We start from the raw sequence: 12,762 nt of genomic DNA, 5'->3' as shown, positions 1-12,762 counted from the left end.
CGATATTCCAAAACGAATATCAGTCAAGCGGAAAATTCGCCGACGAATAATCTATCTACCGTTACGCGATTTTCTTTTGCCCTGTACCGCCGGAACGACGATGGTCTTCACCTGCTTCGCCGGCACGGTCGCCATGACCTCGCCAACCCAAGCGACGGAGACATCGACGATCGGGCTCGCGTTGAAACTCTCTAGTCGATAGAGGCCGGGCTTGGACCCGGCTGCCAGCTTTTTTAGGTATCTCTCGCCCGTCTCCAGGCGCACCACACAGAGCTCGCCGATGAACGATTCCGTGCTCCGTCGCTGATTCTTCCAGACAACGACAACTTCGCCCGGCTCGTACTTTGGAAGCATGGAATCGCCGAGCACCTCGAACGAGATGAAATCGCCAAAGGCTGGAAAGGGCAGGACGACTTGTGTGGTTCCCGCCTCGTCATCGAAGAAGTCGTCGATCTTGGAGCCCGCGCCCACCTGGCCCACCACGTCCGCAGACGCGGCCGGCTCTAATTCTTGGGCTAAATCGGTCAGGCGCCCATCTCGGCGGATAAGCTCTAGCACCCGATCCCACTGTTTGGTGTTCGGGGACTGCGTCTCATTCATCCACTTCGATATGGTTCCCTGAGAGACCTCGATCTTTTTGGCAAACTCTTGCTGTGTCCAGCCGGTCGCCTCAAGTATCCGCGGAACCGCTTCTCGCGCCTTCATGTGCCCCGTCCTGACTTGCGCACAGGATAGGCGGTAACTTGATGCGTCTTCGAATAAAATGCCTTGACGAATAAATTCGTTTTCGAATATTTGTGTTGGCATGAGCGCACTACGCTTCATCCGCAAAGACGTGCTCGGTTTCTCGCAGGCGGAACTCGCTGCGGTCGCCGAGGTATCGCAAGGCACGGTCTCGAAGTGGGAGGCCGGCGAACTCGCGCCCAGTCTCGATGAAATGTCCAAGATCCGCGCCGCCGCACTCTCGCGCGGTATCGCGTGGGAGGATGGTTGGTTTTTTGCCGTTCCCGCAGAGATCCGCGCATGACGCCGCGTCGGAAAGCGAACCACATTCCCCATTACCCAATTCCTTACGCACGAAACGACGGCGTGGTTCGCCGTCTCCTTGATCTGATCCTCCCGACCACTTTTTGTTTCCAGCACACTGCTTCGCTCGGGAAATCTCTGCAACAAGAATCTCAGATTGGCAGCGATAGCAATTCAAAAGCTGTTCGCTTTGGAAAAGCGCGCGCACATTGCGCAGCTTTGATTCAAGTTCGATCGAAATCATCTTCCGTCCATTGCGTGAGGGGCTGAACATGTCGCGAGCATCAGCGACGACGGCGAATTGTGCAAATTCAGGGGGTGCCGATTTGTGCACCGATTTTCCAGGATCGTGCACCACGATCTCGGAACTCCAGGCGAGCATCACAAACATCATCCGCGCCAAAAACCCGTATAAAACATGGGCTTTTGTCGCTGATCTGTTCGGCCTGAAAGAGCGCTCTGCAAAGCATCGTCTCGCTAACTCGCGCGTTTACACCATCGAAGAATTGCAGGCGCTGCTCCAGTCCGAAGACGGCCTCGATTATCTCGCCGCGATCATGGCCGATGCCCAGCCGAAATGGTGGTGGTGGGCCAAGCAGGTGATGGCCGTGGCCGCAATAAAGCGGCGCCGCATCGAAGATGAACAAGAAATTCTGAAGTTGGAGACTAGCGCGCCGGCCGAAGTCGGAGCGCGCCGCCGGATCAAAGGTGCTCTCGATGCCAACCGATCTCTCAAAGCAAGCATCGACCGGGCCGAAACTTCCTTGGGGCTTCGACGTCCGGACGTGGATTGCCGAGATGTTGATGCGCCGCGCGCAAGCGTTGGCACACTGCATCGCGCCGTGGCTGCGCCCCAAGGACGACGCCGATAACGAACGCCAGTAAAATCGCTTGCGTCTCTGGCCGGAGAGTGTCCGGCAGCATCATTCCAGAGGCCAACATGGCTAAGAAGAATGGCACGGCAGGGCCCGGGCACAATTCCACACTGACCGATGACGAGAAGCGCGCTCTGACCTTCCACCATGCGAGGGCATACGAGATCGCCGAGGCGCTGGTCGAGAAGGCCAAGAAGGATCGCGCTGCTGTCGTCGACCTCGCGAAGGCTGATCTCGGCCGCGGCGCCAAAGCCGATATCATCGATCTGCTGACTGCCAACACGCCGGCCAAAATGAAGGCGGTGGTCGAGCGCGTGCAGCGTCTCGCGCGGTGGGCTGGCCTGCCGATCGGCTCGCAGCCTCAACTCTTCGAGCCGGCCGCCGACCAGTTTGAGGCCGGCAAGGTCGCGGGCATGCAGGGCGATAAGTGCGAGCCTCCGCTGTCTCTCGCCCAGGATCAGTTCCAGCTTTGGATCTCGGGCTGGCATGACGGCCAGGCGATCCTCATGCGTGCCTTCGCCAAGAAGCGCCAGCCCGCGCCGCCGGCTGATCCAACAAATTCGTCGCCAAATATATCTGAAAATATAACTCCGGCGCAGATGGACATCGAGCACGACGCGCCCGCGGTTCACTGATGCGCTGGTCCGAAGAACAGCTCAAGCAGCATCTGGAGCGCCATGGTGTGCCGTCCAACGCGCGCCATGTCGACACCAGCCAGCCGCCGTTCGCCATCCCTCAGGACAAGCCGGGTGGCGGACGGCTGGCGCTGGGCCGTCTCAAGACCGGCGAGATGAACAAGACCGAGGCGAAGTACGATTCCCACCTCTGGGATCTACGCCGCACCGGTGACGTTCTCTGGCACAAATTCGAGGCCGTCAAACTGCGCCTTGCCGACAACACGTTCTACACGCCCGACTTTGCCGTGATGATCGCCGACGGCACGATCGAGATGCACGAGACCAAAGGCTTCTGGGAGGACGACGCTCGCGTGAAGATCAAGGTCGCGGCGTCGCTCTATCCGTTCCGTTTCAAAGGGCTCAAGCCAATCGCGGCCAAGCGCGGTGGCGGCTGGGAGGTCGAGGAGTTCTGATGCCCCTTTCCATCGAGGCCAAGGCTGGGTTGCACGAGGTCCTGCTACAGGCCGCGCTGCGGGCTGAGCGGCTGAAGGCCAACCAACGCGCCGACGAACTCGCCAGTGAGCTCGCGCGGCGCCAGGACCAGCACGCAAAGGAGGCGAGATAGATGGCTCGCTACCGCACAATCAAGCCCGAATTTTGGTCGAGCGAGCAGGTCATGGAATGCTCGCCGATCGCTCGGCTGATGTTCATCGGCATCTGGAATTTTGCCGACGACGCCGGCCGCTGCTCTTACTCACCTAAAACCATCAAAGCCCAGATTTTCCCCGGCGATGACATCACCGTCGAGACCATTCGTGGAATGGTCGACGAATTGTCGTCGAATGGTCTCGTGAGATTGTATGTGGTTGATGGGAAAGAATATTTGCAGGTCACAGGCTGGCACCATCAGAAGATAGACAAGCCGCAAAAGCCTCGTCACCCAGAGCCTCCTCCGCAGGACTCTCCGAACGTTCGACGAATGGTCGCGACGGAGAGAGAGAAAGAGAGAGAGAGAGAAGAGACGGCTAGCGCCGTGTCGTCGACGAAGGCGTACGCTTTCGAGGACGGCATCATCAAGCTCAACCAGAAGGACTTCGATGCCTGGTCGAAGGCGTTCAGCAATCTCGACCTTGCCGCCGAGCTTCTGTCGCTCAGCAAGTGGGCTGAGAGCGAGGGCAAAAACTGGTTCCACGCGCTCAAGGGCGCACTCGCCAAGCGAAACCGCGAAACGAAGATCGCGAAAGACAAAACCAAAGAGCAGGGCGGCTTCAAATGGAACGGCATCGAGGGGGTGATCTGATGGGCGATGTCGTCGAGCTTCCGGACCTGTCCGTTCCGTCCGGGCTGTACCGCCTAGCCGATCTGCCGCAGCGCGGATCCGTTGCCAAGCAAGCCTTCGGCTCCGGCTGGGAAGAACTGGATTCGATCCTGAAGTTCTATCTCGGCCAGTTTGTCGTCGTCACTGGCATCGCCGGCCATGGGAAGTCGACGTTCGTGCTGAACGTGATGCTCAAGATGGCGCTCGAGCAGCGCATCGGCTCGTTCCTGTACGTTCCGGAGAACGAGGGGCATCTGCGCAGCAAGCTTCGCAAGATTTGGCGCGGCAGCGAGGCACAATTCGACTGGTTCTGCCGCGAGCAGTGCACCATCCAATCGGCCGTCCCGCATGCCCAGTACGAGCCAGCTCACACCATCGAGTGGGTGCTCGATCGCGCCGCCTGGGCCGTGCAGCACCGCAACACCGAGATCGTGCTGATCGATCCATGGAACGAGCTCGACCGCGCTCGCAAGCGCGACGAGATGATGACCGACTACATCGGCCGCTGCCTGATGCTGGTCAAAGACTTCTGCCGTACCATGAACGCGATCGTCATCATCGTCGCGCATCCCACCAAGGCCATTGCCCAGAACGGCGGCCGCGTCGTGAGCCTCGCCGACATCGAAGGTTCGATGAACTGGTTTAACAAATGCGACAACGGCCTGATCGTTGTGCGCGAGGCAGGCCAGAACTCGGCCAAGGTCATCAGCGGCAAGGTGCGCGAGATCGGCGCTGGTAAGCTCGGATCCTGCCATTTCATGGTCGATCCTCTGACTGGTCAATTCACACCGCAATACGGGAGCGATTTCGATGTCCAATGATCTGGAAGCGGCGCGCCGTTCAATCTCTTCGACGCTCAACGAGATCAATGCCACGCGGGCAAAGCTGGGCATCCCGGGCATCGACGACGACGACAGGATGGAAGCGCTCGACATGATCGCCCGCATTGAGCGCAAGATTCGTGCAAACGCAAAGGAGACCGCAGCATGATAGACGTCGCCAAAGAGTTCTACGTCCGCCATTTCCGCATGCTCGTGCAGCAGGCGATTATCGCGCTCGGCAAGGAAGCCGTGCAAAAGATCGTCGACGAGGCAGAGGTCGGGGGCTGACATGACGGGGCATGGGGGTTTGAAAACACGCCTGTTGGCTAAGGCGCACGCGGCCAGCAATGGATGTTGGGAATGGCAAGCGCGCAAGGACGCCGACGGCTATGGGCGCATCTGGGTCAACAGCCGAGTGAGATCAGGCGCCGCCCACCGTGTTTCATACGAGGTGCATTGCGGCGCGATCCCGGAGGGAATGCATGTCCTGCACCGCTGCGACAATCGGGCATGCATCAACCCAGATCATCTGTTTCTAGGCACCAATTTCGACAACATGGCAGACAGGAATTCCAAGGGCAGACAGAGGCGAGGAGCCGGCCACGGCAGGGCAAAGCTCAGTGAAGCCGATGTAAGCGCCATTCGTTCAAGTGGCGCTTCTGGGGTCGAGATCGCAGCACGATTTGGCATGAGCGAGTCTCAGGTTTCGCGCATTCGCAAAGGCAGCAATTGGAAGTGCGTGGGAGTGCACAGCTATGGGGCATAGTTCGATCAACGGCATCATGTTCGTGGCGTTCATGATCGGCGCCATGGTCGGGGCGATCATTACGCTCGGGGTGGTGATGCTATGATCATCGTCGGGCACCGGCCGCCGCTCAAGCGGATCGACTTTGGCCGAAAGCCGCGTCCGCCATCGCCTCCGGTGATCGACCTCGATTGCATAGCGAAGTTTCAGGAGCAGGACCGCATCTGGGACGCGATACAGGCCACCGCCCAGGCATCGCAGCAGGGCGACCAATGACCGCGCCGATCCGCTCCATGACCGACCTGGTCGAGGCCGTGCGCGCGGCTCAAATCGATCGCGAGCTCAGCTATGAGGTGATCGATGCGCTGTCTGGGCTCCAGAGCGGCTACACGGCGAAGATCTTGGGCCCGGCGCAATCGAAACGGCTGGGGCCCGTTTCGACATTCCCGCTGCTCGGCGCGCTCGGCAAGGCGCTGGTCCTGGTCGACGACGAGGAGCAGATCGTGCTCGTAAAGGGCCGGTGGAAAAAGCGAAATATCGTTGGCGGATCAGCCCGGCAACTGAAAAAACGGGCTGCGTCGAGCATCGAGCAAGAAACGCCAAATACCCCGGAAAACATAGAGGATTTGATGAGAAATGCCCTCCAGGCCCGCATGCGAGAAATCGGTATGAAAGGCAACAAGTCACCGAAGCGGCGGGCCAAGATGATGGCGAAACGTGCCAGGCAGGCGAAAGCGACACATGCGGCACGCAAGCGGTGGAGCAAGGGCAATGCCGGAAATCATCAGCAGGGCTGATGCCAAGGCGCGCGGGTTGAAGCGGTATTTTACCGGGAAGCCGTGCCTCCATGGGCATGTGGAACAGCGGCAGGTGCGAGGTGGATCGTGCATGGAATGCGATCGTCTCAAAATGAGGAGAATAGTTCTGCCTCGCCCCGCGTTCTGCAAAACGTGTGGCGCTCCCTTCGAGTCTGCTAAGCCGCTTGGTGGTCCTTACAGGCTATATTGCACGGTGAAGTGCCGGAGCGAGGCAGCGCATGCGAAGATCAGGAAAGGGCCGGTTCAAAAGCCCTGCGTCGTTTGCGCAAAGCCGTTTGCAACAACAATGACGTGGCAAATAACTTGCTCCGAAGAATGCGCCGGTCGCCGCCAAGTCCTCAAAAAGATGGAATTGTCCGAAGATCAGAAAAAACAGAATAGGGCTCGTATCCAGATCAGGCAGAAGAGAGCGCGCGATGCGCTCCGCGCACTCGAAGAGCTTGGCATAAAAATATAGGAGGCATCATGAACAATTACGCGGCAGAAGCGGCGATCGGAGCGGCGGCTCTTACGCGGGAGGCCTCCGACAATCCTTTCAAGATGGTCTATCGCCTTGTCGATCAACACCCAGGAATGGACAAAAATGCTTTGTTCGAACTGTTTCAGGTGGAGATTGCTGATAGTGAAAGCTTCAGGCGCGCAGTAGACCTGTATTTCTTTACGAACGCATACAGCTACGCAACGTCAGCGCGAAACCATAGGCCGGCTCAGTCACGCCGCGGTCCGGGCCGTGTAGGGATGGAAGAACGAACTGAAGCCATCAAGGCTCAGATCATCATGCTCGACCTCACCATGCCCAACGGCAAGGCCATGCGCGACTGCACGTTCCAAGAAATGGCAATGTTTGGCAATCGGTTCACCAAGCTCGCAGCGATGGGCAAGAAGACCGAATTGGTCGGCGTGAAACTCACTGAGGAGCAGGTGAAGGCGATCATGAAGTGACCGTAGCGGGAATTCCCGCTACGAAATGCCCGGCTCACCACCGGGCGTTTTCATAGGAGGGTGAGATGCCGGCCGATATCATCCCATTCCCTGATCCAAGCGCACCGATGAGCGAGGACGAGCGCAAGGGCATGCTGCTGCTCCTGCACGAACGCCTCACCGAAGCGCTGATGCGGGATGCAATCGATGGTTTTGAGGTCACGCTCGACATAGACGAGATCATGGAGCTCGGCCGGCTCATTGAGCAGGAGCTCGGCCCTGACGCATTCGATCAATACCAAAATTGAATCGATCCGCCTCGATCAATGCGCAAACCATTGGTGCGTCGTCCCACGGATTGCCAAATCACAATTCTTCAGGCATCCCGCAAGAGCCAACAGCAACCTCGCGCGCACCCTTCCAACAACAAGCACCAGCCGAATGGCTAAACTGCCCTTCAACCACAATCCGAAGATCGAGGGCAGACACAAGCGCCTCCATCGCCTCATAGCGAAAGGCGTCATCACCCACGATCCGACCAAGGCTGAGCTCCGCGAGGCAGCCGACAACGCCGCAGCATCACGCAAGCCAACCATCATCCCAACCGGCAAGCGGACACGCTCACCAGAGCGCGATTGACCTCGTCACGTCATCAGCGCTCGTAACCACTTCCGGCAGCCTATCAGCTCGCATGTCCCTGCGTGAGGGTCATCCAATCGTTGATATCATTGATGAAATTGCTGTTGGTGTGCCAGCCATGTGCCAGGTCGACTGCTGGCGAAACCTCTGAACCGTCCAAACGCATGGATTTCCCGGCAAAAAGACCGGGGGTGGGGTGGGGGTGGGGGAGACGCAGGGTCGCGCCGCATATTTCGAGATATCCAAATCTTTTCGCGGACTTAGCGAAAAAGGTGTTGCCCTGCTGCCACTGTGATTTTTGGGGTGCGTTGTTGCCTGTAACTGTTACGGCAAGTTCTGGGCATGGATTTGCCGAAAGAACTTGGCCCGAAGATGCAGGCGTGCAGCGAGCGCGAGCGGCGTTTTGTCTGGGCATTTTTGGAGAACGGCTGCGAGGACGCGGCTGATGCGGCGCGGAAGGCGGGGTGCTCCGACCCAGGGCCGCAGTCGAGCGCGATCCGGGTGCGCGGGCATGAGCTCCGGCACCGGCCGCGGGTGATCGAGGCGATGCAGGAGGTTGCCCGAGCGTATTTCGGCGGGCTGCTGTTGCCGGCGGTGCTGGCTGCCGAGGACATGATAGCGAACAAGAAGCACCCCGATCACGCCAAGATGGTCTTGTCGGCGCTGTCGGCCCATGGGCTGGGCGATCGGACGAAACTCGACGTCAATGTCAGCGGTGAGGTGCAGGTCAATCATACCGATCAGGCGGTCGCGGATTTGCGCCGCTATCTCGATTTGCAGGTGCCGCGGGCGAAGCTCGAGGAGATTTTCGGGTTCTCGGGGCTGCAGCGGTATGAGCGGATGCTGGCCGAGAAGGAAGGGCGCGCGCTGCCTAAGCCAGCCGTGATCGAAGGCGAGGCCAAGCGTGTCGGATGAGGTCGAGGAAGGCCCGGATCCGAACGATCTGCGGCGCCACCAGAAGCGGATGCTGACGAACGAGCAATACCGCAAGAAATATCGCCGCATCGATTTCTACAAGCCCAATGAGAAGCAGCGCGAGTTCCACAACGCCGACGTGATGGAACTCATGCTCCGCGCCGGCAACCAGAACGGCAAGACGCACGCCGCGGGCGCGCAGGTCACGATGGACGCTTTGGCACTCTATCCGGAGTGGTACGAGGGCCGGAAGTTCCTGAAGCCGCCGGGCATCGAGCGTCCCATGGAGTGGCTGGGATGGTGCGCATCGACCGAGGCGTCGAAGGTGCGCGACAACATCCAGCTCAAGCTGCTTGGGTCCGTGGTCGACGGCGACATCGGCACCGGGCTGATCCCGCTCGACAACATCCTTGGTAAGCCGACTATGTCGCGCGGCGTGTCTGGCCTGGTCGACACGGTGAACCTGCGGCGCGAGACCGGCGGCAAGGGAGTGGTGCGCTTCAAGTCCTACGAGCAGGGCCGCACGGCCTTTCAGGGCGAGCCGGTCGATTTGACGCTGCTCGACGAGGATATCAGCAAGACAGACGATACGATCTATGGCGAGGTGCTGGCGCGGTGCATCACGACGCGCGGGCGCATCATCTGCTCTCTGACGCCTCTGCTGGGCCTGTCGCCGCTCCGCAAGCGCTTCAAGCAGAAGCTCGGCTCGAACATGCGCGAAATCCTGATGACGATCTGGGATGCCGCAGTGTCGAAGGGCGGCCATATCCCGGACGATGATATCCCTGGCATCATCGCGAACTTCCCGGAAAATGAGCGCGAGACCCGCGCGTTCGGCGCCGATCTGCAGGGCGAGGGCGCGGTGTTTTCCACACCCATGGCGCAGGTCAAGGAGAGGATCGATCCCTCCTCGATGCCACATTATTGGCCGTGGCTTTGGGGCTTCGACTTCCGGCACTCTGGCTCAGCCACCACGGGCCATCCGTTCGCCGCGGTGCTCGGCTGCTGGGATCGCGACGCCGATATTATCCACATCGTCCATGCTGTGCGGATGCTTGGACTGGCGCCGGCGCACGTGGCGGCGATGAAGCAGCATCCAATGTGGCGCGCCCCCTGCGCGTGGCCCCACGATGGCGGCCGCGGCGGATCGATCGTTGACGGCGCGACGGTGGCCCAGACGTACAAGACGCTCGGAATGAACATGCGCCCGACGCATGCCACCTTCGCCACTGGCGGATTCACGTTCGAGAACGGCATCGACGAGATGCAAAACCGCATGGCAACGGGTCGGCTTCGCGTCGCCGAGCACCTCTTCGAGTGGTTCGACGAATACCAGGGCTATCACCGCGAGGGCGGTCTGGTTGTGAAGGTCGACGACGACCTGCTGTCCGCCACCCGGCAACTCTGCATGGACATCCGATATGCGCGGACCCAGGCGGAATTCGGTGGCTTCGTCGAATGGAAGCGGCGGGAGCGAGCCCTGCCGGTCGCGTCTGGGACTGATTTCGATCTGCACAGTGGCGCATAGTCGGGTGCGTTGTTGCTGCGTCATGCAGCCGACATCGTCCGGCCACCCTCTCAAGGGGCGTTTCCTCCCTGACTTGGGCGGCGGGTGGACCGGACAAGCCTGCCCGCCGCATTTTCCGGAGTAGATCATGGACGATCAGGACAAGCCGCTCGAACATCTCGTCGAAACCGAACGCGCGCTCGATGCGCCCGCTGACGAAGTGGTGAAGGACGAGCCGGAGACCGCGAGCGATGAGCCCGAAGCGGCCCCCGATGATGCCAAGGCCCGCCTCCGTGCCTTTGAGGATGAAAAATTCGGCCCGGACGCCGTTCGGTTCGAGGGCAAGGTCGAGCGCGGGATCGGCTCGAAATTCCAGAACATGAGCGACGCCGAGAAGGCAGAGCACGCCGCGCTTGAACGCCTGGTGGCCGCCGAGGAGGAACTTCTCCGCGCGACCAACGCGCTGGCCGAGGCGCAGAAGAACCACGCACAGGCAAGCGAGGCGGCCGACCGCCATGCCGCTGAATAGGCTGCCTGACCTGACCGGCATTGCATCCTCCGATCTCGGTCTCGGATCCAACCTGCAACAGCAGGTCCAGGACGAGACCGAGGAGGAGCGCAAGAAGCGACTGATGGGGCTGTCGCCGCTGCAATCGCCGGCGGCGCAGATGCTGCTTGGGGGGACGAGCGGTGTCGGATCGGTCTGACAGCATCAATCCACGCATGGACGCCGAGGAACTGCGGCAGAGCTGGCAGGGCCGCGCGCTCGCCTGGTGCGAGGTCACGTCGCCGAAACTGGCGCGCGTGCTCATGAGCGTATTCGCCGACAACTACGACGAGACCATGCCGTTCCTGCTGCATGCCGTTTTCGGCAGTTGCGCGGTGACGGCGCCGTTCCTGTGCACCTCGCCTAAGATCGACAAGCGAGGCCGCGTCGTCGCCGACCTGATCACGAAGTACGGCAACAGGCAGAAAGCCTATGTGATCTTCGACGATGAGGATCAGATGCAAGGCGTTTTGCGGCGCCTGGCCGACAACATGCGCATGTCCGACGCTGAGCGCATCGACCTGTTCATCGCGGTCAGGCATTGGGTCAAGGCCGATCTCCGGCTCGACCCGACCATGGATCGCCGCGATCCCGACGCGCGCAGGCTGGTGATGCACTGATGGCCGACACCGCCCGCAAATATCGCATGATTTCCAGCCAGGAGCAGGGAATCGTCGCCGAGATCATGGCCGACTTCACCGAGCGCACCGTCTGGCGCAACGTGTTCGCCGGCCAGTGGGAAGAGGCGGCGCAACTGATCTGGCCTGAACAGCGCAACACGTTTTTCTATGGCTCTTGGAATTGGCCCGGTCAGAAGAAGGCATTCCAGCAGGTCGATGCCTCCGGCATGCTCGCGCTGCACCGGTTCGCTGCGATCGCGGACTCGCTTCTGACGCCGGCGAACAGCAAGTGGCACAACCTCGAGGCCAGCAACGATTACCTGATGAAATCCAGGCGCGTCCGGCTGTATTTCGACCAGGTCACGCAGTTGCTGTTCAAGTATCGCCGCAATCCGCTCGCCAACTTCCGCGGCCAGAACAACTCGAATTTCCGATCGCTTGGCGGCTTCGGCAACGGCTGCATGTTCATCGACGCCTTCGACGGCCGCGACTATCACGGCGCCAAGGGCCTGCGATACCGCTCGGTCCCGCTCGGCGAATGTTTCTTTGCCGAGAACCACCAGGGGCAGGTCGACAGCATCATCCGCTGGTTCCGCTTCACCGCGCAGCAGGCCGCCCAGAAATGGAAATACGAGAACCTGCCGATCCAGATCACGGCAGCCTTGGATAAGGGCAGCCAGCAGCCGTTCAACTTCCTGCACTGCGTCAAGCCGCGCCGCGACTATGACCGCGGCCGCTATGATGCCAAAGGCCTGCCGTTCTCCTCGCACTATGTCTCGATCGAGGGCGGCTGCCTGATGCAGGAGGAGGGCGGCTATCGCACCTTCCCGTATGCGATCAGCCGCTATGACCAGGCGCCGCGCGAGGTCTACGGCCGCGGGCCGGCGCAGATGGTTCTGCCGGCGCTGAAGACGCTGAACGCGCAGAAGTCCGTCTTCCTGAAGCAGGCGCACCGCGCCGCTGATCCCGTGCTGCTGATCGCCGACGACGGCATCATCGACCAGGTCAACCTGAAGCCCGGCGCCCAGAACAAGGGCGGCATGAGTGCCGACGGGAAGCCGCTCATCGGGACGCTTCCGACCGGCGACATCCAGATCGCCAAGGAGATGATGCTCGAGGAAAAGGCGATCATCGACGACATGTTCCTGGTGTCGCTGTTCAAAGTGCTGTCCGAGCACCCGAACATGACCGCCACGCAGGTGATCGAGCTCGTCAACGAGAAGGGCATCCTGATCGCGCCGACGCTCGGCCGGCAGGAGACCGAATACCTCGGCCCGATGATCGAGCGCGAGGTCGACGTGCTGAACTCGCTCGGCCTGCTGCCGCCGATGCCGCCGGAGCTCCGCGAGGCGCGCGGCGAGTATCAGGTCGTCTACACCTCGCCGCTAGCCCT

General features: G+C 60.6%; 22 protein-coding genes. 21 read left to right on the top strand and 1 reads right to left on the bottom strand.

Going from position 1 to position 12,762, the window contains the following annotated elements:
• Nucleotides 1-51: 51 nt before the first annotated feature.
• Complete coding sequence (locus ACVWZ4_RS00110) at nt 52-705, bottom strand: LexA family transcriptional regulator (protein ID WP_456789932.1); 654 nt, start codon at nt 703-705, stop codon at nt 52-54.
• A 100-nt stretch (nt 706-805) separates the two neighbouring features.
• Between ACVWZ4_RS00110 and ACVWZ4_RS00105 the strand changes: the two genes are divergently transcribed.
• From ACVWZ4_RS00105 to ACVWZ4_RS00005, 21 genes are all read left to right on the top strand, one after another.
• On the top strand, nt 806-1,027 hold the full coding sequence (locus ACVWZ4_RS00105) for a helix-turn-helix transcriptional regulator (RefSeq protein ID WP_456789931.1): 222 nt from the start codon (nt 806-808) through the stop codon (nt 1,025-1,027).
• A 208-nt stretch (nt 1,028-1,235) separates the two neighbouring features.
• Nucleotides 1,236-1,898, top strand: coding sequence for a hypothetical protein (locus ACVWZ4_RS00100; RefSeq protein ID WP_456789930.1), 663 nt, complete (start codon nt 1,236-1,238; stop codon nt 1,896-1,898).
• Nucleotides 1,899-1,966: 68 nt separating this feature from the next.
• Entirely contained in the window at nt 1,967-2,536 is a 570-nt protein-coding gene (locus ACVWZ4_RS00095; RefSeq protein ID WP_456789928.1) for a hypothetical protein, read from the top strand.
• Nucleotides 2,536-2,991, top strand: a complete 456-nt coding sequence (locus tag ACVWZ4_RS00090) for a DUF1064 domain-containing protein (protein ID WP_456789927.1) — start codon at nt 2,536-2,538, stop codon at nt 2,989-2,991. The genes ACVWZ4_RS00095 and ACVWZ4_RS00090 overlap by 1 nt, the downstream gene beginning before the upstream one ends.
• The gene (locus ACVWZ4_RS00085; RefSeq protein WP_456789926.1) at nt 2,991-3,143 is read left to right on the top strand and encodes a hypothetical protein; all 153 of its coding nucleotides are present in this window, start codon (nt 2,991-2,993) and stop codon (nt 3,141-3,143) included. The genes ACVWZ4_RS00090 and ACVWZ4_RS00085 overlap by 1 nt, the downstream gene beginning before the upstream one ends.
• Complete coding sequence (locus tag ACVWZ4_RS00080) at nt 3,144-3,818, top strand: hypothetical protein (RefSeq protein WP_456789925.1); 675 nt, start codon at nt 3,144-3,146, stop codon at nt 3,816-3,818. It abuts the gene before it with no gap.
• On the top strand, nt 3,791-4,657 hold the full coding sequence (locus ACVWZ4_RS00075; RefSeq protein ID WP_456789924.1) for an AAA family ATPase: 867 nt from the start codon (nt 3,791-3,793) through the stop codon (nt 4,655-4,657). The genes ACVWZ4_RS00080 and ACVWZ4_RS00075 overlap by 28 nt, the downstream gene beginning before the upstream one ends.
• Nucleotides 4,647-4,826, top strand: a complete 180-nt coding sequence (locus ACVWZ4_RS00070) for a hypothetical protein (RefSeq protein WP_456789923.1) — start codon at nt 4,647-4,649, stop codon at nt 4,824-4,826. The genes ACVWZ4_RS00075 and ACVWZ4_RS00070 overlap by 11 nt, the downstream gene beginning before the upstream one ends.
• Nucleotides 4,823-4,945: a hypothetical protein gene (locus tag ACVWZ4_RS00065; RefSeq protein ID WP_456789922.1), complete on the top strand. Its 123-nt coding sequence runs from the start codon at nt 4,823-4,825 to the stop codon at nt 4,943-4,945. The genes ACVWZ4_RS00070 and ACVWZ4_RS00065 overlap by 4 nt, the downstream gene beginning before the upstream one ends.
• Before the next feature lies 1 nt (nt 4,946).
• A complete protein-coding gene (locus ACVWZ4_RS00060) occupies nt 4,947-5,423 on the top strand; it encodes an HNH endonuclease (RefSeq protein ID WP_456789921.1) in 477 nt (158 codons plus the stop codon).
• Nucleotides 5,424-5,504: 81 nt separating this feature from the next.
• Nucleotides 5,505-5,678, top strand: coding sequence for a hypothetical protein (locus ACVWZ4_RS00055; protein ID WP_456789920.1), 174 nt, complete (start codon nt 5,505-5,507; stop codon nt 5,676-5,678).
• Nucleotides 5,675-6,199 carry a hypothetical protein gene (locus tag ACVWZ4_RS00050; RefSeq protein WP_456789919.1) on the top strand — a complete coding sequence of 175 codons (525 nt, stop codon included), beginning with the start codon at nt 5,675-5,677 and terminating at the stop codon, nt 6,197-6,199. Before ACVWZ4_RS00055 ends, ACVWZ4_RS00050 begins: the two co-directional genes overlap by 4 nt.
• Before the next feature lie 486 nt (nt 6,200-6,685).
• Nucleotides 6,686-7,162 carry a hypothetical protein gene (locus ACVWZ4_RS00045; protein ID WP_456789918.1) on the top strand — a complete coding sequence of 159 codons (477 nt, stop codon included), beginning with the start codon at nt 6,686-6,688 and terminating at the stop codon, nt 7,160-7,162.
• 65 nt (nt 7,163-7,227) lie between these two features.
• Nucleotides 7,228-7,449: a hypothetical protein gene (locus ACVWZ4_RS00040; RefSeq protein WP_456789917.1), complete on the top strand. Its 222-nt coding sequence runs from the start codon at nt 7,228-7,230 to the stop codon at nt 7,447-7,449.
• Nucleotides 7,450-7,582: 133 nt separating this feature from the next.
• Entirely contained in the window at nt 7,583-7,780 is a 198-nt protein-coding gene (locus tag ACVWZ4_RS00035) for a hypothetical protein (protein WP_456789916.1), read from the top strand.
• 342 nt (nt 7,781-8,122) lie between these two features.
• Nucleotides 8,123-8,695 carry a hypothetical protein gene (locus ACVWZ4_RS00030; protein ID WP_456789915.1) on the top strand — a complete coding sequence of 191 codons (573 nt, stop codon included), beginning with the start codon at nt 8,123-8,125 and terminating at the stop codon, nt 8,693-8,695.
• Nucleotides 8,696-8,846: 151 nt separating this feature from the next.
• Nucleotides 8,847-10,223 carry a phage terminase large subunit family protein gene (locus tag ACVWZ4_RS00025; protein ID WP_456789914.1) on the top strand — a complete coding sequence of 459 codons (1,377 nt, stop codon included), beginning with the start codon at nt 8,847-8,849 and terminating at the stop codon, nt 10,221-10,223.
• Nucleotides 10,224-10,350: 127 nt separating this feature from the next.
• Nucleotides 10,351-10,731: a hypothetical protein gene (locus ACVWZ4_RS00020; protein ID WP_456789913.1), complete on the top strand. Its 381-nt coding sequence runs from the start codon at nt 10,351-10,353 to the stop codon at nt 10,729-10,731.
• Nucleotides 10,718-10,909 carry a hypothetical protein gene (locus tag ACVWZ4_RS00015; protein WP_456789912.1) on the top strand — a complete coding sequence of 64 codons (192 nt, stop codon included), beginning with the start codon at nt 10,718-10,720 and terminating at the stop codon, nt 10,907-10,909. The genes ACVWZ4_RS00020 and ACVWZ4_RS00015 overlap by 14 nt, the downstream gene beginning before the upstream one ends.
• Complete coding sequence (locus tag ACVWZ4_RS00010) at nt 10,893-11,369, top strand: hypothetical protein (protein ID WP_456789911.1); 477 nt, start codon at nt 10,893-10,895, stop codon at nt 11,367-11,369. Before ACVWZ4_RS00015 ends, ACVWZ4_RS00010 begins: the two co-directional genes overlap by 17 nt.
• On the top strand, nt 11,369-12,762 hold a 1,394-nt coding region (locus ACVWZ4_RS00005; protein ID WP_456789910.1), incomplete at its 3' end, for a portal protein. The genes ACVWZ4_RS00010 and ACVWZ4_RS00005, both read left to right, overlap by 1 nt.

It is taken from the genome of Bradyrhizobium sp. USDA 4472 (assembly GCF_054058595.1).
Note: the sequence above shows the minus strand (reverse complement) of the source record. Positions and strands in the feature narration are given on the sequence as shown.

Bases quoted from the DNA above. Each gene is read 5' to 3' on its own strand.
- ACVWZ4_RS00110 (WP_456789932.1), bottom strand. From the start codon at position 705: ATGAAGGCGCGAGAAGCGGTTCCGCGGATACTTGAGGCGACCGGCTGG.
- ACVWZ4_RS00105 (WP_456789931.1), top strand. From the start codon at position 806: ATGAGCGCACTACGCTTCATCCGCAAAGACGTGCTCGGTTTCTCGCAG.
- ACVWZ4_RS00095 (WP_456789928.1), top strand. From the start codon at position 1,967: ATGGCTAAGAAGAATGGCACGGCAGGGCCCGGGCACAATTCCACACTG.
- ACVWZ4_RS00090 (WP_456789927.1), top strand. From the start codon at position 2,536: ATGCGCTGGTCCGAAGAACAGCTCAAGCAGCATCTGGAGCGCCATGGT.
- ACVWZ4_RS00085 (WP_456789926.1), top strand. From the start codon at position 2,991: ATGCCCCTTTCCATCGAGGCCAAGGCTGGGTTGCACGAGGTCCTGCTA.
- ACVWZ4_RS00080 (WP_456789925.1), top strand. From the start codon at position 3,144: ATGGCTCGCTACCGCACAATCAAGCCCGAATTTTGGTCGAGCGAGCAG.
- ACVWZ4_RS00075 (WP_456789924.1), top strand. From the start codon at position 3,791: ATGGAACGGCATCGAGGGGGTGATCTGATGGGCGATGTCGTCGAGCTT.
- ACVWZ4_RS00070 (WP_456789923.1), top strand. From the start codon at position 4,647: ATGTCCAATGATCTGGAAGCGGCGCGCCGTTCAATCTCTTCGACGCTC.
- ACVWZ4_RS00065 (WP_456789922.1), top strand. From the start codon at position 4,823: ATGATAGACGTCGCCAAAGAGTTCTACGTCCGCCATTTCCGCATGCTC.
- ACVWZ4_RS00060 (WP_456789921.1), top strand. From the start codon at position 4,947: ATGACGGGGCATGGGGGTTTGAAAACACGCCTGTTGGCTAAGGCGCAC.
- ACVWZ4_RS00055 (WP_456789920.1), top strand. From the start codon at position 5,505: ATGATCATCGTCGGGCACCGGCCGCCGCTCAAGCGGATCGACTTTGGC.
- ACVWZ4_RS00050 (WP_456789919.1), top strand. From the start codon at position 5,675: ATGACCGCGCCGATCCGCTCCATGACCGACCTGGTCGAGGCCGTGCGC.
- ACVWZ4_RS00045 (WP_456789918.1), top strand. From the start codon at position 6,686: ATGAACAATTACGCGGCAGAAGCGGCGATCGGAGCGGCGGCTCTTACG.
- ACVWZ4_RS00040 (WP_456789917.1), top strand. From the start codon at position 7,228: ATGCCGGCCGATATCATCCCATTCCCTGATCCAAGCGCACCGATGAGC.
- ACVWZ4_RS00035 (WP_456789916.1), top strand. From the start codon at position 7,583: ATGGCTAAACTGCCCTTCAACCACAATCCGAAGATCGAGGGCAGACAC.
- ACVWZ4_RS00030 (WP_456789915.1), top strand. From the start codon at position 8,123: ATGGATTTGCCGAAAGAACTTGGCCCGAAGATGCAGGCGTGCAGCGAG.
- ACVWZ4_RS00025 (WP_456789914.1), top strand. From the start codon at position 8,847: ATGCTCCGCGCCGGCAACCAGAACGGCAAGACGCACGCCGCGGGCGCG.
- ACVWZ4_RS00020 (WP_456789913.1), top strand. From the start codon at position 10,351: ATGGACGATCAGGACAAGCCGCTCGAACATCTCGTCGAAACCGAACGC.
- ACVWZ4_RS00015 (WP_456789912.1), top strand. From the start codon at position 10,718: ATGCCGCTGAATAGGCTGCCTGACCTGACCGGCATTGCATCCTCCGAT.